This window comes from Companilactobacillus insicii (assembly GCF_003946015.1).
GTDB lineage: Bacteria > Bacillota > Bacilli > Lactobacillales > Lactobacillaceae > Companilactobacillus > Companilactobacillus insicii.
This window is the reverse complement of record NZ_RHNU01000022.1, coordinates 14,865-41,452: the sequence shown is the minus strand read 5'-3', so window position 1 is coordinate 41,452 and position 26,588 is coordinate 14,865. Positions and strand designations below refer to the sequence as shown.

The 26,588-nt window shown below is 34.8% G+C and carries 23 protein-coding genes and 1 pseudogene; 12 read left to right on the top strand and 12 right to left on the bottom strand.

Translation table 11 applies throughout. From position 1 onward, the window contains the following. Nucleotides 1-77 precede the first annotated feature (77 nt). Nucleotides 78-341 (bottom strand): annotated as a pseudogene (locus tag EKM79_RS08040) (branched-chain amino acid transport system II carrier protein); the annotation flags it as partial. Nucleotides 342-464: 123 nt separating this feature from the next. On the opposite strand from EKM79_RS08040, the gene EKM79_RS08035 reads away from it, so the two are divergent. After that, nucleotides 465-1,013: a GNAT family N-acetyltransferase gene (locus EKM79_RS08035; protein ID WP_125567679.1), complete on the top strand. Its 549-nt coding sequence runs from the start codon at nucleotides 465-467 to the stop codon at nucleotides 1,011-1,013. A gap of 90 nt (nucleotides 1,014-1,103) precedes the next feature. Here EKM79_RS08035 and EKM79_RS08030 read toward each other — a convergent pair whose 3' ends face one another. Continuing rightward, nucleotides 1,104-2,681, bottom strand: a complete 1,578-nt coding sequence (locus EKM79_RS08030) for a peptide chain release factor 3 (RefSeq protein WP_125567677.1) — start codon at nucleotides 2,679-2,681, stop codon at nucleotides 1,104-1,106. A 57-nt stretch (nucleotides 2,682-2,738) separates the two neighbouring features. Beyond that, nucleotides 2,739-4,094 (bottom strand): hemolysin family protein, encoded by a 1,356-nt coding sequence (locus EKM79_RS08025; protein ID WP_125567675.1) that lies wholly within the window; start codon nucleotides 4,092-4,094, stop codon nucleotides 2,739-2,741. 129 nt (nucleotides 4,095-4,223) lie between these two features. On the opposite strand from EKM79_RS08025, the gene EKM79_RS08020 reads away from it, so the two are divergent. The 4 genes from EKM79_RS08020 (at nucleotide 4,224) to EKM79_RS08005 (ending at nucleotide 7,387) form a co-directional block, all read left to right on the top strand. Continuing rightward, on the top strand, nucleotides 4,224-4,688 hold the full coding sequence (locus tag EKM79_RS08020) for a hypothetical protein (protein ID WP_125567673.1): 465 nt from the start codon (nucleotides 4,224-4,226) through the stop codon (nucleotides 4,686-4,688). A 418-nt stretch (nucleotides 4,689-5,106) separates the two neighbouring features. Next, nucleotides 5,107-5,892, top strand: coding sequence for a transporter substrate-binding domain-containing protein (locus EKM79_RS08015; RefSeq protein WP_125567671.1), 786 nt, complete (start codon nucleotides 5,107-5,109; stop codon nucleotides 5,890-5,892). A 41-nt stretch (nucleotides 5,893-5,933) separates the two neighbouring features. Then, entirely contained in the window at nucleotides 5,934-6,629 is a 696-nt protein-coding gene (locus EKM79_RS08010; RefSeq protein WP_125567669.1) for an amino acid ABC transporter permease, read from the top strand. After that, complete coding sequence (locus EKM79_RS08005; protein WP_125567667.1) at nucleotides 6,629-7,387, top strand: amino acid ABC transporter ATP-binding protein; 759 nt, start codon at nucleotides 6,629-6,631, stop codon at nucleotides 7,385-7,387. The genes EKM79_RS08010 and EKM79_RS08005 overlap by 1 nt, the downstream gene beginning before the upstream one ends. Before the next feature lie 88 nt (nucleotides 7,388-7,475). On the opposite strand, the gene ntdP is transcribed toward EKM79_RS08005, so the two are convergent. After that, the gene (ntdP, locus tag EKM79_RS08000; RefSeq protein WP_125567665.1) at nucleotides 7,476-8,009 is read right to left on the bottom strand and encodes a nucleoside tri-diphosphate phosphatase; all 534 of its coding nucleotides are present in this window, start codon (nucleotides 8,007-8,009) and stop codon (nucleotides 7,476-7,478) included. An 89-nt stretch (nucleotides 8,010-8,098) separates the two neighbouring features. Then, on the bottom strand, nucleotides 8,099-8,869 hold the full coding sequence (gene recX, locus EKM79_RS07995; protein ID WP_125567663.1) for a recombination regulator RecX: 771 nt from the start codon (nucleotides 8,867-8,869) through the stop codon (nucleotides 8,099-8,101). A gap of 65 nt (nucleotides 8,870-8,934) precedes the next feature. Between recX and rlmD the strand changes: the two genes are divergently transcribed. From rlmD to EKM79_RS07980, 3 genes are all read left to right on the top strand, one after another. Continuing rightward, entirely contained in the window at nucleotides 8,935-10,314 is a 1,380-nt protein-coding gene (gene rlmD / locus EKM79_RS07990) for a 23S rRNA (uracil(1939)-C(5))-methyltransferase RlmD (protein WP_125567661.1), read from the top strand. Nucleotides 10,315-10,480: 166 nt separating this feature from the next. After that, nucleotides 10,481-13,156: an HAD-IC family P-type ATPase gene (locus EKM79_RS07985; RefSeq protein WP_125567659.1), complete on the top strand. Its 2,676-nt coding sequence runs from the start codon at nucleotides 10,481-10,483 to the stop codon at nucleotides 13,154-13,156. A gap of 342 nt (nucleotides 13,157-13,498) precedes the next feature. Further along, the gene (locus EKM79_RS07980; RefSeq protein ID WP_125567657.1) at nucleotides 13,499-15,805 is read left to right on the top strand and encodes an L-type lectin family protein; all 2,307 of its coding nucleotides are present in this window, start codon (nucleotides 13,499-13,501) and stop codon (nucleotides 15,803-15,805) included. A gap of 34 nt (nucleotides 15,806-15,839) precedes the next feature. On the opposite strand, the gene EKM79_RS07975 is transcribed toward EKM79_RS07980, so the two are convergent. Further along, on the bottom strand, nucleotides 15,840-16,361 hold the full coding sequence (locus tag EKM79_RS07975; RefSeq protein ID WP_125567655.1) for a GNAT family N-acetyltransferase: 522 nt from the start codon (nucleotides 16,359-16,361) through the stop codon (nucleotides 15,840-15,842). A gap of 154 nt (nucleotides 16,362-16,515) precedes the next feature. Here EKM79_RS07975 and EKM79_RS07970 point away from each other — a divergent pair, with 154 nt between their 5' ends. Next, a complete protein-coding gene (locus tag EKM79_RS07970; protein WP_125567653.1) occupies nucleotides 16,516-17,889 on the top strand; it encodes a DHA2 family efflux MFS transporter permease subunit in 1,374 nt (457 codons plus the stop codon). A gap of 33 nt (nucleotides 17,890-17,922) precedes the next feature. Here the strand turns inward: EKM79_RS07970 and EKM79_RS07965 are convergent, their stop codons facing one another. Next, nucleotides 17,923-18,789 (bottom strand): DegV family protein, encoded by an 867-nt coding sequence (locus EKM79_RS07965; protein WP_125567651.1) that lies wholly within the window; start codon nucleotides 18,787-18,789, stop codon nucleotides 17,923-17,925. 202 nt (nucleotides 18,790-18,991) lie between these two features. Here EKM79_RS07965 and EKM79_RS07960 point away from each other — a divergent pair, with 202 nt between their 5' ends. The 3 genes from EKM79_RS07960 to EKM79_RS07950 are packed head-to-tail and all read left to right on the top strand — an operon-like array spanning nucleotide 18,992 to nucleotide 22,630. Further along, the gene (locus EKM79_RS07960; RefSeq protein ID WP_125567649.1) at nucleotides 18,992-20,170 is read left to right on the top strand and encodes a galactokinase; all 1,179 of its coding nucleotides are present in this window, start codon (nucleotides 18,992-18,994) and stop codon (nucleotides 20,168-20,170) included. 1 nt (nucleotide 20,171) lies between these two features. Continuing rightward, nucleotides 20,172-21,635, top strand: coding sequence for a UDP-glucose--hexose-1-phosphate uridylyltransferase (locus EKM79_RS07955; protein WP_125567647.1), 1,464 nt, complete (start codon nucleotides 20,172-20,174; stop codon nucleotides 21,633-21,635). Continuing rightward, nucleotides 21,635-22,630, top strand: a complete 996-nt coding sequence (locus EKM79_RS07950; protein WP_125567645.1) for a LacI family DNA-binding transcriptional regulator — start codon at nucleotides 21,635-21,637, stop codon at nucleotides 22,628-22,630. Before EKM79_RS07955 ends, EKM79_RS07950 begins: the two co-directional genes overlap by 1 nt. 16 nt (nucleotides 22,631-22,646) lie before the next feature. Here the strand turns inward: EKM79_RS07950 and EKM79_RS07945 are convergent, their stop codons facing one another. Genes EKM79_RS07945 through EKM79_RS07925 form a run of 5 tightly spaced genes read right to left on the bottom strand, consistent with a single transcriptional unit; the run spans nucleotide 22,647 to nucleotide 26,436 of the window. Continuing rightward, nucleotides 22,647-23,471: a PTS system mannose/fructose/sorbose family transporter subunit IID gene (locus EKM79_RS07945; protein WP_125567643.1), complete on the bottom strand. Its 825-nt coding sequence runs from the start codon at nucleotides 23,469-23,471 to the stop codon at nucleotides 22,647-22,649. Then, nucleotides 23,461-24,234, bottom strand: a complete 774-nt coding sequence (locus EKM79_RS07940; RefSeq protein WP_125567641.1) for a PTS mannose/fructose/sorbose/N-acetylgalactosamine transporter subunit IIC — start codon at nucleotides 24,232-24,234, stop codon at nucleotides 23,461-23,463. The genes EKM79_RS07945 and EKM79_RS07940 overlap by 11 nt, the downstream gene beginning before the upstream one ends. A 15-nt stretch (nucleotides 24,235-24,249) precedes the next feature. Then, nucleotides 24,250-24,717: a PTS sugar transporter subunit IIB gene (locus EKM79_RS07935; protein ID WP_125567639.1), complete on the bottom strand. Its 468-nt coding sequence runs from the start codon at nucleotides 24,715-24,717 to the stop codon at nucleotides 24,250-24,252. 18 nt (nucleotides 24,718-24,735) lie between these two features. Then, complete coding sequence (locus EKM79_RS07930) at nucleotides 24,736-25,446, bottom strand: GntR family transcriptional regulator (protein ID WP_125567637.1); 711 nt, start codon at nucleotides 25,444-25,446, stop codon at nucleotides 24,736-24,738. Nucleotides 25,447-25,467: 21 nt separating this feature from the next. Continuing rightward, nucleotides 25,468-26,436: an SIS domain-containing protein gene (locus EKM79_RS07925; RefSeq protein ID WP_125567635.1), complete on the bottom strand. Its 969-nt coding sequence runs from the start codon at nucleotides 26,434-26,436 to the stop codon at nucleotides 25,468-25,470. Between the last annotated feature and the right edge of the window lie 152 nt (nucleotides 26,437-26,588).

The window sequence follows — 26,588 nt, the reverse complement described above, 5'->3', positions numbered from 1 at the left end:
TGTCACCAGTAGAATACCGGGAACATGCTTTAGCAGCTTAAATATTTAATTTTGTCTAACTTTTGTCTTGCACTTCACACTGTAAAAATAAAAGCAAACGGCCTATTAACTTTTTCTGATAATTCAAAAACACTATTCGAACGAGTTAATCCCATTCCAGCAACTCCTAATAACGGTAATCCAATTCCAGTTATTAGAAATCCAATTATCGCCGGAATAACATTGCGTCCTGCCTGTTGCCCCATAAAAACTGGAAAAATTAAATTCCCCGCTCCAAAAAATAATCCAAACAACATAGATCCAATAAACAGCGAATTTCGCCAAGATAACTTTTTATCCATAAAACTTCCACCTCATAAATGAGTCTAAAAACTCAACCTAAATATAATAACAAAATTTTCACATAATTATTCACAGTTGTTGTAAGATTTAGATAATTTATTACGAGAGCTGGTGTTTATATTATGAATAATATCGGTACAATTCCACTAACAACTAAGCGATTATTATTAAGACGATTAAATAAAGATGATGCCCAATCAATGTTTAACAACTGGGCAAGCGACTTTGATGTAACAAAGTATTTGTCTTGGCCAAACTACGATTCAGTCAGTCAAGCTCAAGCATTTTTAAAGTATCGTGTTAAATCTTACAATGATCCTTGCACTTATGACTGGGGAATCGTTATTAAAGAAACTAACGATTTGATCGGTACTATTTCAGCCGTTGATTTTTCTGGAAAGGTAAACTCGGTAGAAATAGGTTACGTTATTGGAAAGAAATGGTGGCACAATGGTTATACTACTGAGGCACTAAAAAGAATAATAAAATTCTTCTTTGAAAACACTGATGTTAACCGTATTGAAGCTTGTCATGATAGTGATAACCCTAATTCAGGACACGTTATGCACAAAAGCGGTATGAGTTTTGAAGGTGTACTACGGAGCAAAGGCTACAATAATAATGGAATTTGTGATGAAGTCGTATACTCAATTTTAAGGGATGAATACTAAAAACAAATTATGATATAAAAAACGCTCCATAAGTGCTAGATTTTTGTCTAACATTTATGGGGCATTTTATTTATGGGGCATTTTATTTTTTTACAATTTAGAAGTTAATTTAACATCTGGATACTTGCTTGCAAACCAATTTTCAGCAAATCTATTTTCAAACAAGAATAATGGTTGATCATCCATGTCTTTAACCAACATATTTCTAGTTGAAGACATTGCGGGATCAAGTTGCTCTGGATCAATCCAGCGTGCTGTTCTAGAGCCAATTGGATTCATAACAACATCACAATTATACTCGTTCTTCATACGGAATTGGAAAACTTCAAATTGTAGTTGACCAACAGCGCCAAGAATATAGTCATTCGTTGTATAAGTCTTATATAGCTGAACCGCACCCTCTTGAACAAGTTGTTGCATACCCTTATGGAATGACTTCTGCTTCATAACGTTCTTAGCTTGAACTTGCATGAACATTTCTGGAGTAAATTGTGGTAAATCTTCAAACTGAATTGATTTCTTACCGGAATAAATCGTATCACCAATTTGGAAGTTACCAGTATCATACAATCCAACAATATCACCAGCAACGGCTGTCTTAACTTGTTCTCTTTGATCAGACATGAATTCAGTCGCATTATTTAGACGCATAACTTTGCCAGTTCTTTGTAAAGTGACATCCATTCCCTTATCAAACTCACCCGAACAAATTCTCACAAACGCGATTCTATCACGATGATTAGGATTCATATTAGCTTGGATCTTGAAGACAAATGCTGAAAATTCAGGATCATCTGGTTTAACAATCTCATCACTATCTTTGATCTTGTGTTCCGCTGGAGCTGGCGCCATATCTAAGAAAGCATCCAAGAATGTTTGAACACCAAAGTTAGTTAAAGCTGAACCAAAGAATACTGGTGTTTGATTACCCTTCATAACCTTATCAAGATCAAAAGTATTACCAGCTTCTTTGATCAAGTCTACTTCACCAACTGCTTGATCGTAGACACCTTCACCCTCTAATTCATTACCAGCGGGTAACTTACCATTCTCATCTAGTGGCAAATATCTGTCATCGCCATCCTTACGATATAATTCAACGCGACTGTTATCAATATCATAAAGTCCCTTTAATTCCTTACCCATACCGATAGGCCAATTCATGGCACAACCTTCAATATTCAATAGGTCTTCTAATTCAGCGATAAGGTCAAGTGGATCACGACCATCACGGTCTAACTTATTCATAAATGTAAAAATAGGAATTCCACGTTTTTTTACAACTTTAAATAACTTCTTTGTCTGTGGTTCAATACCTTTAGCAGAATCAATAACCATTACTGCCGCATCAACCGCCATTAAAGTACGGTAAGTATCTTCAGAGAAGTCCTCATGTCCTGGAGTATCAAGAATATTGACATCCTTATCACGATAATGAAATTGCATAACTGAACTAGTTACGGAAATTCCACGTTTCTTTTCGATTTCCATCCAATCACTTGTAGCAAATTGGCCAGACTTCTTAGCTTTAACTGTACCTGCAGAACGAATAACTCCACCAAAATAAAGCATTTGTTCAGTAATTGTAGTTTTACCAGCATCCGGGTGAGAGATAATAGCAAACGTACGACGTTTGTTTACTTCTTTTTCTAATTGTTTTTGATCCATAATATCTCCTAATATAAATTGCAATAAAAGAAGGCGAGACTAAATATCGCCTTCCAATTAATTAACTTTTTTTAATGTATTCGCCATAACACTCTTTGTCTTATCATCTGGCAGAGTAACTAGAACTTTCTCAATTCTAGAACCATTCATTTCACCTGACGTTAAGACTACTCCATCTTCAAGTGTAAATGACTTAGGATGATTCTCATCTGGAATTTCACCAATATTAGCTATTAAGTATCCAGCAATCGTATCGACATCTTCAGCGTCCAATTCTTCCATGAACAAATCGTTGAAATCTTCTAGTGACAAACGACCAATGACTGAATATTTATGAGAACTAATTCGTTGATAATTAGTTGTTACTTCATCGTACTCATCATCAATTTCACCGACAATTTCTTCAATGATATCTTCAATCGTAGCCAAGCCGACAATTCCACCATATTCATCCACAACCATGGTGATTTGTGTTTGAGTACTACGCATCTTAACCAAAACAGTATCGATGTTAGTAGACTCTTGTACAAAGAGAGGATCTGTCATAATGTCCTTTAGAGAAATATTATCAAATCCAGATTCACGAGCTTTTTTAAGTAAGTTCTTAATATGAACAATACCTATAATAGTATCCTTATCGCCACCATATACAGGAATTCTAGAATAAGGCTGATTCAAGATTGCATCAATATTCTCATCAATTGGGTCATTGATATCAATCATAAATGTATCAATTCTTGGAACCATAATCTCACGAATTGTTGTATCACCAAAACGTACGATTCCCTGCAACATTTGGTACTCTTCAGAATTAATGGTTCCACTCTGACGTGATTTTTGAATGGTTGCCATCATTTCATTTCGAGTAACTTTGTCGTCCCTTTGACTAAAGTCAATCGGTGTTATCTTCATTAATAATTCGATTGAAACTGTCAACAGCCAGACAAACGGTTTAAGGAGCTTACCAAAGATAGATACAACAGGCTCAGTCGCACTAGCAACTTTATACGGACTGTGTAACGCTATGCGCTTTGGATAAAGCTCTCCTAGCACCAATGTGAAGTATGATAAGATAACTGTTATTATAACGATAGAAAGCTCACGACTACCAGGAAACTTACCAATGATACCTTCTAAAAGTGAAGTTAAACTTGTAGCTGCACTAGCTGATGAAAGGAACCCAGCCAGAGTTATTGCAACCTGAATCGTTGATAAGAAATTGTTGGGATTATTAATTGCGTGCAATATCTTAATAGCACGACGATTACCATCCTTTGCTTTTTCCTCAACGGAAGTTTTATTCACAGAAACAATTGCCATTTCACCAGCGGCAAAAAAAGCATTAAGGAACGTAAGCACAACTATTAAAATCAACTGTCCAGTCAGCGTCGCTCCGGTAGGATCATCACTCATTGAATCTTTCACTCTCTTTCATGTTTTAAAATTAAATAGACAAAAACATTATAGCAGGTGTTATTGGTTTCAACAATAAAGGTTTTTCATGATAGAATATAAGTTAATTGAACACAGGGAGTTTTTACAATGTCTAACAAAAAGATCTCTATTATTTACATACTATTTTTTATTATTCCCTATATCGTTTGTTTATTAGTAGTGGGAATAGCTTATAACGCATTAGTTCTTCACGCCCTAACTTGGCGTGTTGTTATTGGCGGTATTATCGGTGCATTTGGAATGTTTGCGGTCAAAGTCATTGCACAGCGTCCGGTTCTAATAATGTATCGAAGTACAAAACAGAAATTCCTTAAAAGTTTGATTAACTTTTTTATCCTAGAACGTAGTAGATGGGTTATTGGATTTAACCTGCTTATCGACTTTTTCTTATCAATTGGAAGTATTTATTTGGTCGCTAATATTTTTACTATCTCTCAAATAATCGGTAGAACTTTGGGCTGGCTTGTCTTGATACTCATAGTTTCCTTGACACTTGCCTCCTACTTAGAATTCGAAACCCTTTCGATTTATACTGGCAAAAAGAAGAAATAGTCCTTGACTTATCTAAAAAAAAATAATAATCTTGAGACAACTTAATTGATGGAGGTACTTGACATGATGAAAATGAGCAGCGTTAACGAAATGCAAGCATGTTGTTGTGTAGTAATTGAAAATTACTATACTTTTTCAGCATGTCTAATACCACTCAATTGATAAACAAGTAGTGCAAACTATAAACTTCAGGAGAGCTGACATTAGTCAGCCCTCCTTTTTTTATGCACACTACCAGAAAGGAGTAATTCCAGCACTTAAACATAGTAAAAATAATAGTGCCATTTAAATGGCCAAAAAGATTGAAATAGTATTCATTAAAATACTTATCTAATCTTTAAAAGACATATTTTTTCATTCAATAGCAAAGATATGAGAGAATAGAAAATGATAATTTTACATGGGGAGAGTTTTAAATATGAAGAAAAAAATTATTTTGCTTTTATCTACAATTGCTGCATTGGTCTTAATCCTTACCGGATGCTCAAGTAACAGCAATCAAGCTAAAACAAAAACAAAGGGTACACTAACTATCGGTCTTGAGGGTACATACGCACCTTACTCATATCGTGAAGATGGCAAGCTAAAGGGATTTGAGGTTGACCTTGGCAAAGACATAGCTAAAGAATTAGGTTTGAAAGCTAAATTTGTTCCTACTAAGTGGGACTCACTTATTGCTGGTTTAAATTCAAATACATTTGATGTTGTTATTAACAACGTTGCTATGAACAAATCACGTGAGAAACAATATATTTTCTCAACACCATATATCTACTCAAGATCAGCATTGATCATGAAACAAGATAACAAAGATATCAAGAATATCACTGATATTAAAGGCAAGAAAGTAGCTGCCGGTACTGGTACTGACAATTACAATAAGGCTGAAAAATATGGTGCTGACATTGTTCCATCAGCTGATTTCCAAACATCAATGTCAATGATCGATCAAGGACGTGTTGAAGCAGCTGTTAACTCTAAAGAAGCATTCTTAACATGGAAAAAAGATCACAAAAATACAGATCTAAAATATCAAGTTATTTCATCTAAATACATCGCAGCTTCTAAAATTGCACCAATTTACAACAAGAAATCTACTGCACTTCGTGACGACGTAAATAAGGCCATGAAGAAGTTATATAAGGATGGAACTATGAAGAAGTTATCAGTTAAGTACTTCGGTGAAGATATCACCAAAAAATAATTATTTTTAACTAATAGATTTTCGAGAGGGGTTTTCGTTTCATGTGGCATATTATAGTTTCATCACTGCCGGAAATGATTGGAGCAATGCTTCAATTCACAATTCCATTAGCCATCATATCATTCATTTTTGGGCTTATCTTGGCTGTTCTTACAGCACTGATTAAGTTCATCGAACCAAGTGAGAATAAGGCTCTACGCTATCCTTGGTTAGCCTTAAGAGCTATTGCTAATTTTTATGTGTGGCTATTCCGTTCCACTCCATTACTAGTTCAATTATTCATCATATTCTTTGGACTACCAAGTATTGGAATTCAGTTACCCGCCTTCTTAGCCGCTGTAATTGGATTCTCACTTAATACTGGTGCATATGCATCTGAAACCATTCGTTCTGCTCTGTTATCTGTTCCACAGGACCAATGGGATGCAGCTTATACGTTGAACTTTACTACCCGTCAAACTCTGATGAAAGTAGTTCTCCCGCAAGCTGTTAGAATTGCATTGCCACCACTATCTAATTCATTCATTGGATTAGTTAAAGATACTTCATTGGCTAGTTCTATCACTATTCTTGAAATGTTCCAGGTCAGTCAACAAATCACAGCTAAGAACTATCAACCACTATTGATGTATTCATTAGCAGCATTACTATATGCAATCGTCTGCTCACTTCTAAGTTGGCTTCAACATTACCTAGAGCGCAGAACATCTAAATACGTTAAGGGAGGTCAAAACTAATGATTTCAGCAAAACATATTAATAAGCAATACGATGGAAAAACTGTTTTAAATGATATCTCAGTTGACTTTCCTGACGGTAAAACTACCGTTATCTTAGGACCATCTGGTTCTGGTAAATCGACTCTACTTCGTTCATTAGACATGCTAGTTCGCCCTGAAAGCGGAACAGTAAGTTTTCCCGATATAGAGGTTGATTACAGTAAACCAATCTCTAAAAAAGATAGTTTTAACCTTAGACGTAAAACTAGTATGGTTTTTCAAAATTGGAATTTATTCCCTAATTTAACCGTCCTAGAAAACATTACAACTGCACCTATTACCGTTTTGAAGCGTTCCAAGAACGATTCTGAACTTCTAGCAAAACAACTACTAAAAGAAGTCGGCCTGGAAGGATTAGAAGATCGTTATCCAAGTCAACTATCAGGTGGACAACAACAACGTATTTCAATTTGCCGTGCATTAGCGATGCATCCTGAATATATTTTGTTAGACGAGCCAACTAGTGCCCTTGATCCAGAGCTTGAAACTCAAGTTCTAAGAATTCTTGAAAAACTATGTGAGCAAGGTCAATCAATGATTATCGTTACACATAATATGGAATTCGCCAGATTGGTTTCTGACAAGATCGTCTTCATTGAAGATGGTAATAAGTTATACGATGGCGATACAAAAGATTTCTTCAACCACCCTACACAACGTATCAAGGATTTCCTATCCGGAATTTCTTTGGATGAAGAAACTGACAGTATAAAATAATAATCACTGAACTCGAAAAACCCTAAAAAAATAAGCTAAGACTAATATTAGTCTTAGCTTATTTTTTATTTATCGGACAATCCAATAATTAATGGTGTGACAATTCCTTATATCTCTGCATCCAAAGATCAACATAAGCCTGAGAAAACGGCCCTTTGCCTTTATCAATCCAATCGATTAGAATGTCGACATTATGATGTAATATCGTATCTATTTCTGGTGGATAATTCCAATACTTACTATGTGCAGCATATTCATCTACGTCTAATAAGCGCTTCTCCCCATCAGGAAAGACCTTTATATCTAAATCATAATCAATATACTTGATGGCCTCTTTGTCTAAAGCAAACGGTGTAGCTAGATTGCAGTAGTATGAAACTCCGCTCTCTCGTATCATGGTTATAATATTAAACCAGTAATGTTTATGGAAATAAACCAATGCTGGTTCCCTAGTTACCCAACGACGACCGTCTGATTCAGTAACAAGAGTATTCTCATTACAGCCGATTATCTCATTCTCACTTGTCTTCAGCACCATTGTTTCACGCCAAGTACGATGTAAATGACCATCATGCTTATAACTCTGGATTGCCACGTAATCTCCTTCTTTAGGTATCTGCATAAATTACCCGGCTTTCCACTTCTTGTTCACGAAAAATTATAACAGAGCTGTGAAACAATTAAAAGATATTATCACTTTATAAATCGAGATTAATCATCACTACTCAGAGCTTTCTTGATAGCATCGAATCGATATCCCTTGGTCATCAAATAATTTATTAGCTTAGAAGGATTATCGTATCTGTGCTGAACCTTATTTATCATCGCTATTAAATTTTCTTGTTCAGCATCATCATCACGTTCTAATTCCAAATTATCGATTGCTTGACTAACTATATCGCCACTGTATCCCTTCTGATACAAACTCTGTTTAAGTTTAGTCATCATTTGTTGGAATGACTTGCGGCGTTGTTTTCTAACTTGCTTACTAGCGAATTCAGTAGCATTCTCTAACAACCTATCTTCATCGATCTCAGCTAACTTATCTTCAATTATTGTTGCTGGAACACCCTTTTGAATCATTTTTTGTTGAATTATCTTGGGGCCATTAGCAGTAGTATTTAACTGCGTGTTAATAAAACTATTTGCATAAGATTCATCGTCTAAGTAATTTAGTTTTTCTAATCTTTCCATAACTGAATATACAATTGGAGAACTGTACTCTTTCTTATATAGATAATCTCGCATTTCTTTTTCAGTTCGCAATTGATAGCTCAAATAATTTACTGCATCACCGTATGCCTTATTAATATTTTCTCTTGATTGAATCTCTTTAATTTGTTTATCATCAAGTTCAACGCCATTCATCAATCTCAAATCGACTAAGGTCGTCTCTCCAACAGGAAACGCATATTCACCATCAAGGTAAACATTGTAACGTCCCTTTCTCTTTTGTGCTTGTATTTTCGTAACTTTTGCCAATACTCTAACCTCACATGTTATACTCTAGTGTAGTTTATCGCATATTTTAAAAAAGGAAAAATCAAATGGATAATAATATAACTGAAGAATTACAAGTGGGCGACCGCTTTCCACTTACAATCAAACGAATAGGAATCAATGGTGAAGGAATTGGTTTCTTTAAGCACGTTATTGTTTTCGTACCAAAAGCCGTACCAGAAGATGTTATCGTGTGTGAAATAACTGATATCCACCCTAAGTTTTTGAATGGTAAAATTCACAAAGTCAGAAAAGCTAGTCCTTATCGTAACCCTGATGTACCAGAACTTGCTAGTGAAGTTGGTGGATTAGAATTTGCTCATATCAAGTATGAAGATCAATTAAAGTTCAAAGCTGATATCCTTCGTGAATCACTTGAGAAGTACAAACCTTACGCATATGAACATTACAATATCAGACCAACTGTCGCTTCACCACAACAAGAAAAATATCGTAATAAAGCTCAATTTCCTATCCAAGAAATTGATGGCAAGATTCTATGTGGATTATATAAAAATGGAACTCAACAACTAGTTGATCTAGAAGAAATGCCAACACAAATGGACTTAACAATGGATGCCATGCGTAAAATTGTCGGTATTGTTAAAGAACTTGGTATCCCAGTTTACAATCCTGAAGCAAAATCTGGTATCTTACGCATGATTGTAATCCGTCAATCTGTCGAATTCAACAAGTTACAAGTTACCTTCATTACAAGATCTGCTAAGTTTCTCAAGGAACGTCAAATTATCGAAAAGATTCAAGAACAAATCCCTGAAGTTAGCTCAATCTCACAAAACATCAATACTGATGACAAGGGCAGTGTTTGGGGTGATGAAACTCGACTAGTCTGGGGTGACGAATATCTCCAAGAAGATATCAATGGCTATGTCTTTAACCTCTCACCACGTGCGTTCCTCCAATTGAATTCACTTCAAACTGATAAGTTATACGATATTGCTACTACAGCATTGAACCCCGAGGAGAGAGATATTTTACTTGATGCTTACTGCGGTGTCGGTACAATTGGCATCACCCTAGATAAAAAGGTAAATCACGTTTACGGTATTGAGATCATTCCAGAAGCTATTGCTGATGCTAAAAAGAATGCTGAACTCAATGAAATTGAAAATGCCGATTACTACGTTGGTTCAGTTGATCAAGTCTACCCAGAATTATTAACAGACCACATTAAACCAAACGCCGTAATTGTTGATCCACCACGTACTGGTTTAGATGGTAAACTAATTGACACCTTATTACGTCATCGTCCAGAAAAACTAGTTTACATTTCCTGCAATCCGTCCACACTAGCTAAAGACTTAACTCGTTTAACTAATAAATACCGAGTAGATTACTTACAACCAGTTGACATGTTCCCTCAAACACCACATGTTGAAACTGTAGTTAAACTAAGTCGCAGATAAAAACTTAAGCATCCACATTCGTGGGTGCTTTTTTATTATCATTTTTATCTTATAAGAAGCATAACCCTTTACTTAATATAATTATCTTGATAAACTTAAAAAGTACGCACGGAATAAATGCGTTTTTAGATCCACCCAACCCCACTTGAAGAAAGCGAGGAATTCGATGGACCAAAAAGCTTATAAAATAGAATTAGAAGAATTAAAGAAACAAAATAAAATTAAAAATTTTGATTATGGACTAGATTCTTCTGAAGCCAGTAAACGATTAAAAGAGTCTGGACCAAATAAATTAGAAACCGAAAAAGTCTCTAAATGGAAAATATTCCTACATCAATTTAATAACATGGTAATTTACGTATTGATCTTTGCGGCGGTCATTACATTACTTCTGGGACATTATTCAGATTCAATCATTATTGGACTAGTAGTTATCAGTAATTCATTGATTGGTTACTTCCAAGAGACCAGTGCCTCAAATGCCCTTGAACGTATTAAGGACATGCTATCAATCAATGCAAAGGTAAACCGTGATGGTATCCGAAAAGAAATATCCGCAGAAGAATTAGTCGTTGGCGATACTGTCTTCTTAGAAGCAGGAGACAACGTGCCAGCTGACTTGAGAATTATCAATTCAGATAATTTAAGAATCCAAGAATCATCATTAACAGGTGAAACCAACTCAGTTCCTAAGAATTCTCATGTTATCAATAAAGAAGCTGCACTTGCTGATCAAAATAATATGGCTTTCGCATCCACATCAGTTACCAAGGGTAGTGGAATAGGTTTAGTCGTTGCCACTGCAGAACGTACTGAAATCGGAAAGATATCGACTGAAGTTGGTGCTGTTAAAGCTCGTAAGACTCCACTAATGCAAGTAATCGACAAACTTGGAGCCGGAGTTTCTTACTTCATAGTAGCTGCGGCTCTAGTAACATTTGTTATTGGTTGGTACTTTGGTGCTTATTCAATTTCAGTATTATCACTAGCGGTTGTCTCAATGGTAGTTGGTACTATTCCTGAGGGATTGCCAGCGACTACTTCAGTTATCTTAGCTAAAGGTGTTAATGATATGGCTAAAAATCAAAATACCATTATCAAGACTCTGCCAGCTGTAGAAACACTCGGTTCAGTGGACGTGATTGCTACTGACAAAACCGGAACACTAACCAAAAATGAAATGACCGTTACTGATATTGTGATTGATAATGAAGACTATCAAGTAACAGGTACAGGTTATGATCCTATAGGACAAATTACGCAAAATGGTAAGGAAATAACTATTTCTCCAAAAATGAAGTTATTCCTAGAATCTGGTTATCAAGCTAATGATACTCATTTGATCAACGAAGATGGCCAATGGAGTATCACTGGTGAACCAACCGATGGCGCATTCTTATCGTTATATCACAAAATATATGATCACGGTGAAGAATCAGAGTACGAAAAGATCGACATTCTGCCATTTGATTCTGACTTCAGATACATCGCTAAACTAGTCAGAAAAAATAATAAAAATTATCTATTTGTTAAAGGTTCTCCCGATAAGTTATTCAACATGGCAAAGAAGTTTGATTCTAACTTTAACGACGAAGCGTGGTCAAAGCGTGTACAAGATTTCTCCGAGCACGGCAAACGTGTCATCGCTGTTGGTTACAAAGAAGTATCGTCTGAAATAACCAAAATAACACATGACCTTATCAATAACGGATTGAACTTCTTAGGACTTGCAGCAATCATCGATCCTCCTCGTGAGGAAGTTATTAAGGCATTACAAGAAATTCGTTCAGCTGGTGTTGAAGTTAAAATGATTACTGGTGACAGTCCTGTAACGGCGACTGCTATTGGTGAGAAGTTAGGACTTGCGGACAACATAAAATCTATTACTGGACCGCAATGGGATGAATTAACAGAAGATGAACGTATAATTGCGGCAAATGAGAACCAAGTATTTGCTAGAACAACTCCAGGTAACAAGATTGAAATCATTGAAGCATTACAAGCTAACGACAAAGTTACAGCCATGACTGGTGATGGTGTCAATGATGCTCCAGCCCTCAAACAAGCAGATATCGGTGTCGCAATGGGTATCAAAGGTACTGACGTTGCCAAGGATTCAGCCGATATGATACTGACTGATGATAACTTTGCAACAATTTCAAACGCAGTTAAAGAAGGACGTAGAATATTTGATAATATCAAGAAGAGTATCTTGTATTTGCTTCCCATATCGTTCTCCGAAGGTTTAATAATTGCATATGCGATTCTTACTAAGAGTGACATCCCTCTTCATCCCACACAATTGCTCTGGGTCAATATGGTATCCGCCATTACAATTCAATTTGCTCTTACCTTTGAACCAGCCGAAGATGGTATTATGAATCGTAAACCAAGACAAACTGGTAGTAAATTAATGAGTAAACATAATATTTTCCAAATCACCTATGTTTCAATCTTAATGGCAATAATCAGTTTGACTATCGATTCATATCTACGTAGTAACGGTGTAAGTTCAGTTATATCTAGTACTACAATGGTGAATGTCTTGATAGTAGGAAAAATATTTTATCTATTTAACATTCGTTCTAACAAACCTGCTCTATCAAGAGATTTCTTCTCCAACCCTAAGGCTTTTTATTTCATTGGTTTAATGATGATATTACAATTATTATTAACCTACGTTCCATTCATGCAAAACATCTTTTACACTGGTTCAATTGGTATGATGGAATGGAATTTAGCAGTACTCGGTGGAATAATTGTCCTGGCAGTATCAGAATTAGACAAATTTGTTCGTAATTTAAAATCAAATAAATCTAAAAAACTATCTTTTGAAGAATAAATCATATGAGATTGTGACATAACTATAAAGTTTATTAAACTTGCAGCTTAAACGCGCGACAAAGCACAACTTCTTCCGTCTAACTACAAATCACCCTCGCATTTACCTACGTAAATACGAGGGTGATTTTAGGTTATGCTCAGAAGTTAAACGTGCTGTGTTCCGCTCTCTTCTTTATTTTTGAATCAAATAATTATCTTTTAATAAAAATATTTTTTCTTTAATATGATTTTTATCATTTCTCGTAATTAACTATTGTCATAGTTGATATAATATAGTGATAATTTTATTGTAATATTCATGATATTAAATATCACAATAATATATCATGAGGGATTACAAATGAGGAGAAAAAATAATAAGTTGAGATATATCTTGTTTATCTCAATTATGGTTTCAATTTGTTCTATTTTTATTAAAAATCAAAATGTAGGAGCATCTATTCCATATGACCAACCTACAATTTTTCCAACAGGACTAAAATTTTCCGACTACTTTGCGAATGGAACAGTTTCTGGAAATGACGCAAATCCAAATTATGCCACTAGTAATGGCAATGCAATTCAAATAACAGGTCCTGTAAACAATAAGAAGGGATTCGTGTGGTCTAATCCAGAGAAACTAAATTACTTTAATTTAAATGAAAAACAAACATTGTCTATGTGGATATATCTGGGAGATCAAGACAATCCTGGTGATGGTTTAGCTTTCGTTTTACAGAACTATGGATTAAATGCTTCATCACTAACAAAAGACGGAAAAGTAGGAAGTGGCCAAACAATGGGGGTTTGGGGTACTGATGACGATTATACTAATAGTTCCTCTACTATTGGTGTCGCCTCTAAAGCAATACAAAACAGTTGGGCGCTAGAATTTGATACTTACAAAAATCCTCTCAACAGCGGAGCTAGTATGTTTAAAAATGGTTCAATAGACGGCATATATAATTTTTCTGGTAACTCTAGTTTTGACAGTCTACTCAACAATGTCAGTAGTAGCGACAGCCACATCGCTTACAACTATCCTGCTGAGCCGACTACATACGAACAACATTCAGATAGTACTGCTACCACCACCGTCCAACTCCCTATAGGTTCTTACACAAAAAGAGTCCAAACATACTGGTACACGATGAAACATTCGGGACTAAAAACGACTCCTGAAAATAGTAGCAAAGGGCTAAAATTAAGTAATGGTATGTGGCATCACTTAACATTTTCATACCGACCTCCAGAAACTGGAAATAGTGACGGGCTTTTATCATATGTATTCGATGATAAGGTTTTGTCAGCTGATAAAAGTATTACGGATGTTAAAGAACCGGTTTCTGGCTCAAATATTCCTATTGATACCGATGAATTTTACAAAAACTCCCATCAACAATTCTCTAAAAGCGATGGAAAGGTTCTTTGGGGGTTTACTGGTAGCACAGGTGATAACGTTGCTAGAAACATGGTCAAATTTGAATCCATCCCTTCTCTAGTTGAAGGTTCAGCTGATGCAAGTATCTACGATGAATCACAAGCTGATAAAGAATTATCCTCATCTGATGACACTGTATATAACGGCGACAATTTAAAACTTGTTTATAACGTCAAACGTGATAGTGGTGAATTAGATTGGAAAGATATAAATGCCACAATCAACTTGCCTAAAGACGTTAACTACACTGGCGGAAAAATTGTTTATAACAATGGAGATACGGTTAACATCGATGACAGCGAACTATCAAGTGGCACTTTCACTAAACCTATGCAGGATTTGTTAAAAACAAATGAACCTGGAAGTGCGACAATTACTATCAACGGTGTAGCAAATTCAAGTACACCAAGTAAAGATGACAAAATTAATTCAACAACAGCAGACTTCGAAGGCTCAAACTTGATTAAGAATATAGACTTACAGGGATTTACTATTAAAGCTACGACTATGAATCTAACACCAGATACAACAACATTGGACATCGGTTCAAAGACTAGCATTGACGCCAACTCAACTATTTCTTATATAGATACAAGTATCCCTCTAGATAATTCAAAAATAACTGCACATTACAAATTAAATGACAATTCAGAAAAGACCCAAACTCTATCAAGTGGTAATGATGGCAAACTTTCTATCAAAGTTAATAGAAATGATTTAAATGACGGCGACAATACATTAACCGTCTATGTAACTGATACCGATGGTAATAGATCTAGTTCAGTTACTTATAATATTAACAAACCTACAAAAGCACCCATCTTAATCGATGCTGGAACAGATATGTCATTTAAAACAATTAACCAAAGTGGTGAAAAACGAATTGTTAAGCGAAATGGTAATTGGAAAGTAAACGTTGTGGATAATCAAAATACCACTAACTGGAAACTAACAGCCACCGCCATTCAAGATCCTAGCAGTTCAAAGCTTGATGGTGACTTACTATATGTGGACGATAATGGGATCAGTAAATCAATCCTCAATGGTTCAGTAATACAAATTGCCGACAAATCCGACTTTCCCTCCAACTTCATTAGCGATGGAACAACTTACCAAGTAGCGAACACTTGGAATGATAATGACGGTATACTATTACAAACTAATTCTGAAGCTAAAGCTGGAACTTACAAATATGATGTAACATGGGATCTTACTGATTCCATTTAAAAAGATACCTCTCGCAACGGAGAGGTATCTTTTTTTACATATTCAATTCATAAGCTAAACGACGATCATCTTCCTTTGGTCCCACATAAATAATGCCACGATATTTGAAACCAAATTTTTCAGAGATATATTGCATCCCCTTATTCATTTCATGGGTATCTATACGGAAGTTCCTAAACCCCAAACCATAACCAATAGTGAACATATTGGAAATCAAGAAATCACTAAGATGCTTATCACGATAACCATCACCGATAGCAACTCGGTGTAATGTCGCATACTTATCGGTCGTGTTATTCCAACTTCCATCTTGAATCACAGCGTAATGAGGATCATCAGATTGCATTAAACAAGTATATCCCACTAAATCACCATTAACCATTAGGACATAACCACGTCCCTGCTTCAAATCCTCTTCAAGAACTGCACGGCTAGGTTCACCATCTTGCCACTGAGGACTACCAGTACCCTTGATTAGATTTTTAGCATCATTAATCACTTTAATAATTTGCTCCAAGTCTTTACTATGAGCTTTCCTTACAAACACATTAAACATACTCTGCTTCTCCCCCATGTCATAAAACTCGATATTTCTAATAGTAATCTATCTTCTAGCAATGTCAATTCACAATTGATTTGACAAAAAACTTCATTAATTCGATGATAGAAAAAGTCGTGTTTTTAGCAATTATATAGGAAGTGCAAATTTAATGAACAAAAAACCTAAATTATCATTAGCGATAGTTACAATCGGAAGTTTCTTCGGAATCCTAAGTTCCACACTTATGAGTACTGCTCTGCCATCAATCATGAAGACATTTTCTATAACTACTTCTATGGGTCAATGGTTAACTAACGGCTATATCCTAGTAAATGCCATTATGATTCCAACTAGCGCCTTCCTACTCAAGAAATTTTCATTTAAGAATTTATACATCTTTTTTTCAACAATATTCTTATTAGGAACTATCTTCGGCGCCTTGTCGCAACAATACATCTTTTTAATAACTGGTCGAATGATTCAAGCCATTGGTGCTGGAGTAATGATGCCACTTGTTAATGTAATGGCAATGAATTCCGCTGATCGGCAAAATCAAGGAAAAATAATGGGAATAATTGGACTTGCATTTAACTTTGCGCCAGTTGTAGGACCGACCTTATCAGGATTCGTCTTATCAGTATTATCTTGGCGATATTTATTCATACTAGTCATCGCCTTCACGGCCATTAATATAGTTTTGTCATTTATATTTCTTGAAAATAGCCACAAAGAAACTAAATTAAAATTCAATACCACAGGTTTAATACTTTCTAGTTTAGGACTATTATTTTTACTTTACGGTCTATCAAACATTGGAACGACTGATTTATTCACCTTTAGTATAGGTGGATCTACTGTAATTGGACTTATTATATTAATTTTATTTGTCTTAACTCAGAAGCATTCTGAATCCCCATTCATTAATCTAAAGATTTTTAATTACAGACAATATAATGTTGCTGTTGTCATAAATATGATTTTAATGGTTACGATGTACAGTAATTCAATTATTATCCCTATACTGGTACAAAACGTTATGCATTACAGTGCTCTGCAATCTGGTCTAGTTGTCCTACCCGGAGCTACCTTCACGGCAATCATGTCGCCCATAAGTGGACGATTATATGACAAGTTTGGAGTTAAAAGACTAGTCATATCAGGTTTAATTGTCGACTGTCTCGGTACAGGATTACAATCCTTCACTACACTATCAACTTCAATCCTCGTCGTAACGCTGGGTCAAACAATTAGGCAAATGGGGTTGTGCCAAGTATTGATACCAATTCAAACTCAGGCATTATCATCTATTCCACACGAAGTATTACCTGATGGTGTAGCAACTTATAACACACTAAGGCAAGTTGCGGCATCATTTGGTACAGCTCTACTGGTTGGAATCATCAGCATGTTTACCCGTGCAAATCCTAATAATTACTTAATCAGCGAACTAGTTGGAATCAAAGTAGGTTTTGTGGTTTCACTGGGAATGATTATTGTTTGTTTAATAATGACACACTGGCTAGTTTCCAAAAATGCCAACTAAAAAAGACGGCTTATTAGTCGTCTTTTTTTGTCTTTATTCAATTGTTTGCCAATCCTCTTGCCAAATGATTCCCATGGTTTTTTCACCATTATGAACACTAATAGCTGGCCCCAATGAACTCTGTGTTATACGTAGCTGTGGAAACTTCTCATGTAACTCTTTTGTCCACGCATCAGATAATTCTTGATTATTAGCGTCAATAACAGTTGCGTGTACTTTGTAATCAACGGTATCTAATGTTTCTTGAATCTTTTCACACATCAGCTTGAAAACTCTCTTCATAGTGCGTTCTTTACCGATTGCAATAATCTTACCCTCTTCATCAAAAGTAAGCATTGGCTTGATGTTAAGTAGATTACCAATCACTGCTGAACGGTTGCTTAAACGACCCGTACGCATTAGATGTTTCAGGTCATCAACAGCAAAACGAACCTCCATTGTTTCACGTAGCTTAAGTAATTTAGGCATGATTTCTTCAGGATCTTGCCCCTCTTTAACTAATTTACCAGCTAATAAAACTAGATTTGCTTCACCTGCACTCGCAACTAAAGAATCAAATGGAAAAGTTTCAGCCTTATCATAAGATTTACAGAACATTCTTAAATTATCCATAAATGAAGTAATACCACTAGATAAATGAATAGATATTATCTTGTCATATCCCTTATCAACCAAGTTATCATAAGCTTCCTCAATTTGTCCCATAGATACTTGTGCTGTTGTGGGTAATTCATCACCATTTTTTAAATAATCATAGAACTTATCAAGCCCCAGTTCTTCTGTCTCTTTGTATTGTTTATTCCCCAAAATAACGGTGATAGGTAGTACCACAATATTAAACTCTTTGATTTGTTCAGGTGTTAAATATGAAGCCGTATCCGTCACAATTGCCGTTGGCATAATTCGTCCTCTTTTTTCATTCAAAATATATGAAAGTATTGCTTAAATCATAACATAATTGTCATATATTTCTATTATGAAATGAATTGTTACCTCACTAGCAATATTTGTTTACTAGATGTTTACTTGATATAACTTGTTTAAACTGACGATATAGCTTATTATGAAGTAGTAAACTTTTACTAAATATGGAGAAAAAATTATGAATACAGATAAACTTTTATCAGATTATAAGAACATATTTAATAACAATGCCGAGCGATTATTTTTCTCACCCGGTAGAATCAACTTAATCGGTGAACACACTGATTATAATGGCGGAAACGTCTTCCCTTGTGCAATCAGTTTGGGAACATATGCAGCTTTTGGTAGCCGTGATGACAATACAGTTCAAATGTATTCAGCTAACTTTCCTGATCAAGGCATAATTAGTTTTCAGACTAATGAATTAGAATTCAACAAAAAAGACAATTGGGCGAACTATCCACGTGGCATCATGTATTACCTAGTTAAACACGGATACAAATTTGATCACGGATTTAACCTCTTCATCAACGGTAACTTACCAGATGGAGCTGGACTATCTTCATCCGCATCTATCGAATTATTAATGGGTACTATCCTTAATACTGTATTTGATTTTGGCATCGATCAAATAGACTTAGTTAAGATGGGGCAAGAAGACGAGAATAACTATATCGGCGTTAATTCTGGTATCATGGATCAATTTGCTGTTGGAATGGGCAAAAAAGATCAAGCTATATTACTAGATACGAATACGATGGATTATCAATACGCCCCTGTTCAATTGGAAAACCACGTAATCGTAATTATGAATACTAATAAACGTCGTGAATTAGCTGACTCAAAATACAATGAACGCCGTAGTGAATGTGAAAAAGCATTAGAAAGATTACAAACAAAATTGGATATAAAGTCACTTGGAGATTTAACAATTGATGAATTCGATCAAAATTCATATTTGATCAACGATGACACATTGATTCGTCGTGCTCGTCACGCTGTTTTTGAAAATCAGCGTACATTAAAGGCCATCAAAAAATTAAAGCAAAACGATTTAGTCGGATTTGGTAAATTGATCAACGCCTCTCACATATCACTACATTACGATTATGAAGTTACTGGTATGGAACTTGATACGTTAGTAGAATCAGCTTGGAGACAACCAGGAGTTCTTGGTGCTCGCATGACTGGTGCCGGATTTGGCGGATGTGCAATTGCAATAGTAGAAAAAAACCAAGTTGAAGATTTCAAACAAAATGTCGGTGAAACTTATAGAAACATCGTTGGTTATGATGCTGACTTCTACATAGCTGAAATATCAGATGGACCAAAAGAATTATTAAAGGTGGCAAAATAACATGAATGCAATCGATAAGTTTGTCGATGCAATTATTAATTCAGACAATAACTATCAAGAGTTAGATCGAATATACTTAATAAATCGTGTCAGAGCGCTAGTTGGTGATAAGTGTGACCTGAATGGTAAGAACTTGTTAGCAACCAGAGATGCCTTAATTCAAACTGCAATTCAAAATAAAAAGATTGAGAACAATCAGACTGATAAAGAAATATTAAGCGATCAATTAATGGATTTGTATACCCCTACTCCATCGTTCATTAATCAAAAATTCTGGAACCTATATCAAGAAAGTCCTGAAGCAGCAACTGATTATTTTTATCAATTGAGTCAAAAAAATGATTATATAAAAACAAAGGCCATTGCCAAAAATATTTCTTACAAAACACCTACTGAATATGGCGACTTAGAAATAACAATCAATCTTTCTAAACCTGAAAAGGATCCAAAAGCTATTGCAGCAGCGGGTAAACAAACACAAACTGGTTATCCTAAATGTCAGTTATGCATGGAAAATGAAGGATATTTAGGAAGACTTGGATATCCTGCTAGAAGTAATCATCGAATTATACGCTTCATGTTAGGCGGAGAAACTTGGGGATTCCAGTACTCTCCTTATGCCTATTTCACTGAACATGCGATCTTTCTATCACATATTCACCGACCAATGGTTATCAATAAGCATACCTTCAATAACTTGTTAGAAATCGTCAGAGAGTTTCCACAATATTTCGTGGGAAGTAACGCAGATTTGCCAATCGTTGGCGGATCAATGTTATCTCATGATCATTATCAAGGCGGACGTCATACATTCCCAATGATGAAAGCTAAAATAGTTAAAAAAATTAATCTGCCAATTGATGATGTGTCTGCAGGAATAGTTAAATGGCCACTATCAGACATTAGGCTTTCTAGTGATGATCCTGAAAAATTAGTTGAAGCCACATCCTTAATACACAATCATTGGATGTCTTATTCTGACGAAAATGTTGACATACGTGCTTATACTAACGGTGTCAGACATCATACCGTCACACCTATTGCCTATCGTCAAAACAATAATTATGTAATGGACATCGTTCTTCGAGATAATCAGACTTCCAAAGAATTTCCAGATGGTATCTTCCATCCACATAAACAATTCCAACATATAAAAAAAGAAAATATTGGTTTGATTGAAGTCATGGGTAGAGCCATTTTACCTGCAAGATTAAAATCTGAACTTGGTGAAGTGGAAAAGTACCTATTAAATCAACCTAACAACATTGCGGAATACCATAAAGACTGGGCAAACGAACTACGTTCCAAGTATCAATTTACAAATGATAATGTTGAAAAAATAGTTGATCAAGAAGCTGGTATTGTCTTTTCACATGTTCTAGAAAACGCCGGAGTATACAAGTGGAACGAACAAGGTAAGCAAGCATTCGACAAATTTATAAATAGTCTAAATGAGGTAAACTAATGGCTACAATTAGAGACATAGCAAAAAAGGCCTCTGTTTCACCCGCAACGGTTTCCAGAGTTCTCAACAACGATTTGACACTTTCTGTCACCGATGAAACTCGTTCAAAAATAATCAAAATAGCTGAAGATTTGAATTATTCAAAAACTAGCCGTAAAAATCAAATCCGTGTCGCATTAGTTCAGTGGTACTCAGAATCGCAAGAACATGACGATATCTACTACATGATGATACGTGAAGGTATTGAAAAACATATTCAAAAATTCAATTTTGATATTACTCGTGTTTTTAATAATGACTTTAGTTCAATTGAAAATGATATTGACGGAATAATCGCAATTGGAAAGTTTAGTTTTCAACAAGTTGATAATATGAAAAAGTACTCAAAAAATATCGTATTCATTGACGATGATCAATTTGAAAATGGATTCGATACCGTCTTAACCGACTTCCAATACGGTGTACAACATTTGTTGGACTTCTTCTTGGATCAAAAGATAAAAGATATTGGGATCATTTATGGTGATGAAAAATCCACTGATGGTATAAGAAAAGTTTCCGATAAACGTTTTGACTGTTATAAAAATTACTTAACACAAAAGGGATTGTTTCAGGAAAAATACGTCTTTAAAGGAGATTTCACAAAGAAATCTGGTTACAAGCAAATGAAACTTGCTCTAAAGAAACTGGACAGGCTTCCTAATGCTTTCTTTATAACTAATGATCCAATGTCAGCCGGTGCACTGCAAGCATTGCAAGAGGCTAATATTTCAGTTCCAAGCGACGTTCAAATATTTAGCTATAACAACACTTCAGTTGCTAGATATGTTAATCCTGAACTAAGCTCAGTCTCAGTTGCAACGGTACAAATGGGAGCAGCTGCCGTTCAATTGTTATACGATCTGTTAACAAATAATCATCACGTTCCTTACAAGCTAGAATTATCCACAAAGTTAGTATTTAGAAATAGTACAAAAAAGATTGAGAAAAAATAATTTTCTCAATCTTTTTTTATGCACTTAAAAACTTAAAACCAGTTCCTAAAATACTAAATCCTATTATTATTAATAAAATATAACCAATCTTAACATGCTTCTTTAATAACCAATAGATAAATATAGTAAATAATAATGGAAGTGAATTAGGTAAAATTTGATTAAATATAGAAGTCAACTTTACAGCCGACTTTCCTACACCAAACTTAACTGGAGAATTTAACACAACAAGACTAGCAGTCATTGATCCAATAACGAACATTCCCAGTATTGATGCTTTCTCAGAAATATTTTGTATCAAATTACTGTCACTAATATTCTCTAATAAATCTGTCCCTTTTTCATAACCTAGCTTTAATCCATAATACCTTAAGATCGTACATGGAATATTATAAATAGCCAAAAATAAAATTGGCCCTAATACATTGCCTTGCATAGCAAATGAAATAGCAATACCGGTAGCTATGATTCTGAATGTAGACATTATCAAGGAATCACCAATGGCTGATAAAGGACCCATCAAACTAACCTTGATATTGTTAATAAGACTTGTATCAAAATCTTTTGATTGAGCATTCTTTTGTTCCATAGCAATGGATGTACCTAGAACTAATGGTGCAAAAACATTAGTGATATTAAAGAATTCCATATGGCGTTGCATAGCTTGTGACATGCCTTTGCTATTATTATGATAAATTTTCTTTAAAGCAGGAACCATAGCATAACAATATCCTGTAGCCATTTGTTTAGTGTATTCCCACGAAGATCCCATAGTAAAAGTACGCCAGAAGGTTTGATTTAACACTTTTTTCATATTTGTATCTGTAGTATTAGAAGTCATCGTCATCCTCCTGTTCAGCTATATTTAATGCATTCTTTTTTTCTTGATAATACATTATTAAAATTACTGCAAGACCGAATAGAGAAACTCCAATAATTGGAACTTTGAGATAACTTGTAATCAAAAATCCAATAATGAAGTATGGTACAATTTCTTTTCTCAATATTGCTTGCAACAACATTGCAAAACCAAAAGCAGGTAATAATCCACTAGCTACAACTAATCCATCTTGTACAAATTGCGGAATCATTGCGACGATTGTTTTTGAAAATCCATTACCAAAATAATATGCCAGCATAATTAGAATAATTGAGGGAACAAAATTGACAATCGTACCTCCCCAGAAGGACATCCGACTTAATTTATCGGGCTCTCCATTTTTTGCATATTTATCACATTTTGCTACATACAATGGACAGATAAATACATAAGCCAAATTTTGTACAATAAGTATCAACATTGAAATTGGTAATCCAAATGTCAAAGCAGCTGAAATACCTTTTCCAGTACTAATTGCAAAAACAGTTCCTAAAACTCCAGAGGAAACCATATCTTGAGGTACGGATGCACCCACTTCTTGAACACCAATATATGCTAATTCCAAACTTGCACCAATTATAATACCTGTTTTTAAATCTCCTAATACAAGTCCCGTTAAGGGACCCATAACAATAGGACGAGAAACCTGGCCACGACCAGTCAAAAAATACTCACCGTAGCCAATAAATGCGACCACACCTATAAGCAAAGTTTTGAATATCATACATTCTCATCCCCTTTACAAGCTAACTTCCTTTTTAGCTTCAGATGGAACTTGTTGAATAGAAACATCCACGCCATTCTTTTGAAGTTCTTTTAGCTGAGCTTTATCGTTGTCATCTACAAATACAGCAGCAGAAAGCTCTTCACTGTTATCATTTTTATCTGTTCCGCCTAAATTTAGCATATGTATCAAATCATTAGTTCCTGTAATCAGTTTGTATGCATCATTAATATTTTCAACAACAATGAATAGTTTATATTTATCCGTAACACCGTTGTTTAATGCATCAATGCTATCAGTAATATTTTTCATAACTAATTTAACACCATTGGGTTTTGCCATTTTCATTGTAGATTTACGTAAACTATTCGTAACCACATCATCATTTGCAATCAATATACAATTTGCACCCAAAAAGCCTACCCATGAAAATGCAACTTGACCATGTAATAATCTATGATCAACTCTTAAATTTAGAATCATTTTTCAAGCATCCTTTCTTTAAATCTTAAATTGATAACGGTCTGACACAATATAATGTTCACCATAATGAATAGGAACACCTTTTTTATTAGTAATTAATGTTTTTAATTCAAATAGTGGAAAGCCAACGGAACAATCTAAATATTTAGATTGTTCTGTATTTGCCAAAGTTACCCCAAGTGTTGAATCGGGAGAATCAAAATTCTCTTCATGATATTTATTTTTTAAAATTTCATACAAGGGAAGTTCTAAATTATCTTCCAAAAGACCTGAATATTTATCAAAACTAAAATAATTATTTTCTATCATTATGGGTACATTATCAGCAAGACGTATTCTTTTTATATAAACAACTTTCGTTTCCTCATCTGACAATCCTAATTTTTCTGATAACTTTTCATTGGACGATATCGTTGTTGCCTCGATAACCTTAGTACTAGGTACAAAGCCACCCTTTTTAGCAACATCTGAGAACCCTTCGACGCGTTTCGATTCAACCAATCTATTCAATTTTCGTCGTTTCTTCACGAAAGTACCTTTTCCCTGAATTCTTTCAAGATATCCGTCCATAACTAATCCATCTATTGATTTTCGTAAAGTTACACGACTGACCCCATATTCAGATAGTAATTCTTGTTCACTTGGAATCTGCTCATCTACTTTAAAATCTCCACCAATTATCTTTCGCTGAATATCTTGCATGATTTGAATATATAAAGGTTGAACCATCTTTTTATCTCCTAATTTAAACTAATAATCCACCTTTCCCATGTATCTTCTGACATCTAGAGGATGTTGGCGAACTATTGATAATTGTTTTCTATACTCACTCAAAATAGTATAGAACAATACTGGACTAAAGTATTCTGATACTGAATCATCTATTACATCAAGTCCAAGTTCTTTGGCATCTACAACTTCAACCTTTTCAGCATACTTATTTAAAAACTTTAATGCACGCTCATCCAGTGGACGAGTTCTACCTTGACTCTCTAATACAATGTATGGAACATCCTTGTCTGTAACTTCAAATGGTCCATGGAAGTACTCACCAGAATGAATTGCAGATGCATTTAACCATTGCATTTCCATTAACGAACAAATTGCAAATCCATAGGCATGTCCAAATGATGGTCCACTTCCAAGAATATAGAACATTTTTTCATCTTTATATTTATTAGCAAAATTAATAGTACGTTCATGAACTTGATCAATGGCTCTTGAGACAACAGTATCTATCAAATCAAATCCTTTTTCCATTTCACTTAAACCGCTATATCCCTCAACCTTATTAAGGATCATTGCTGTTAAACGTAGCATAATTGCCATAGGATTGTTTACGACTTCTTCTTCATTTCCCCACTCATAAACAATTTTTTCATTTGAATACTTCAATAAATCTGCCTTAGAATTGTATGTCAGACCCACTGTAAATGCACCATGTCCCTGTGCTACCTTTGCAGCATTAACACTTTCTGGAGTACTACCGCTATGCGAGCAAACAAAAACAATTGATTTTTTACTTAATTTTTTAGGAACAACATGAACAAATTCATTAGCAGGATATAAACCCGTTGTAATCTTGGCAGATTCAGCATCTAAAAAGTACTTAGAAACGTACATATCGACCAATGAACCCCCACAAGCAACGAAGTAAATACTATCTACTTTTCCTTCGGTTTTATTAATAATATCTTTTCCAAAATCATCAATGTTCATAAAACAGTCCTCCTACTTTTTAATACGTCTTAATACGTCTATCACACCTATAATGTAGTCCATTATTGTTAACGCTGTCAATAATAATTTAATATTTATTTAAGTGAATAATGAATTAGACAATCTATAATAAAAATTACACATTTTCTAAT

Excerpts from the sequence above, each read along its gene's own strand:
- EKM79_RS07970 (WP_125567653.1), top strand. The coding sequence starts at position 16,516 with ATGAACAAAAAACCTAAATTATCATTAGCGATAGTTACAATCGGAAGT.
- EKM79_RS07985 (WP_125567659.1), top strand. The coding sequence starts at position 10,481 with ATGGACCAAAAAGCTTATAAAATAGAATTAGAAGAATTAAAGAAACAA.
- EKM79_RS07980 (WP_125567657.1), top strand. The coding sequence starts at position 13,499 with ATGAGGAGAAAAAATAATAAGTTGAGATATATCTTGTTTATCTCAATT.
- EKM79_RS08010 (WP_125567669.1), top strand. The coding sequence starts at position 5,934 with ATGTGGCATATTATAGTTTCATCACTGCCGGAAATGATTGGAGCAATG.
- EKM79_RS07945 (WP_125567643.1), bottom strand. The coding sequence starts at position 23,471 with ATGACTTCTAATACTACAGATACAAATATGAAAAAAGTGTTAAATCAA.
- EKM79_RS07940 (WP_125567641.1), bottom strand. The coding sequence starts at position 24,234 with ATGATATTCAAAACTTTGCTTATAGGTGTGGTCGCATTTATTGGCTAC.
- EKM79_RS08025 (WP_125567675.1), bottom strand. The coding sequence starts at position 4,094 with ATGAGTGATGATCCTACCGGAGCGACGCTGACTGGACAGTTGATTTTA.
- EKM79_RS07965 (WP_125567651.1), bottom strand. The coding sequence starts at position 18,789 with ATGCCAACGGCAATTGTGACGGATACGGCTTCATATTTAACACCTGAA.
- EKM79_RS08020 (WP_125567673.1), top strand. The coding sequence starts at position 4,224 with ATGTCTAACAAAAAGATCTCTATTATTTACATACTATTTTTTATTATT.
- EKM79_RS08015 (WP_125567671.1), top strand. The coding sequence starts at position 5,107 with ATGAAGAAAAAAATTATTTTGCTTTTATCTACAATTGCTGCATTGGTC.
- EKM79_RS07955 (WP_125567647.1), top strand. The coding sequence starts at position 20,172 with ATGAATGCAATCGATAAGTTTGTCGATGCAATTATTAATTCAGACAAT.
- EKM79_RS07975 (WP_125567655.1), bottom strand. The coding sequence starts at position 16,361 with ATGTTTAATGTGTTTGTAAGGAAAGCTCATAGTAAAGACTTGGAGCAA.
- EKM79_RS08035 (WP_125567679.1), top strand. The coding sequence starts at position 465 with ATGAATAATATCGGTACAATTCCACTAACAACTAAGCGATTATTATTA.
- EKM79_RS08030 (WP_125567677.1), bottom strand. The coding sequence starts at position 2,681 with ATGGATCAAAAACAATTAGAAAAAGAAGTAAACAAACGTCGTACGTTT.
- EKM79_RS07950 (WP_125567645.1), top strand. The coding sequence starts at position 21,635 with ATGGCTACAATTAGAGACATAGCAAAAAAGGCCTCTGTTTCACCCGCA.
- EKM79_RS08005 (WP_125567667.1), top strand. The coding sequence starts at position 6,629 with ATGATTTCAGCAAAACATATTAATAAGCAATACGATGGAAAAACTGTT.
- EKM79_RS07930 (WP_125567637.1), bottom strand. The coding sequence starts at position 25,446 with ATGGTTCAACCTTTATATATTCAAATCATGCAAGATATTCAGCGAAAG.
- rlmD (WP_125567661.1), top strand. The coding sequence starts at position 8,935 with ATGGATAATAATATAACTGAAGAATTACAAGTGGGCGACCGCTTTCCA.
- ntdP (WP_125567665.1), bottom strand. The coding sequence starts at position 8,009 with ATGCAGATACCTAAAGAAGGAGATTACGTGGCAATCCAGAGTTATAAG.
- EKM79_RS07935 (WP_125567639.1), bottom strand. The coding sequence starts at position 24,717 with ATGATTCTAAATTTAAGAGTTGATCATAGATTATTACATGGTCAAGTT.
- EKM79_RS07960 (WP_125567649.1), top strand. The coding sequence starts at position 18,992 with ATGAATACAGATAAACTTTTATCAGATTATAAGAACATATTTAATAAC.
- EKM79_RS07925 (WP_125567635.1), bottom strand. The coding sequence starts at position 26,436 with ATGAACATTGATGATTTTGGAAAAGATATTATTAATAAAACCGAAGGA.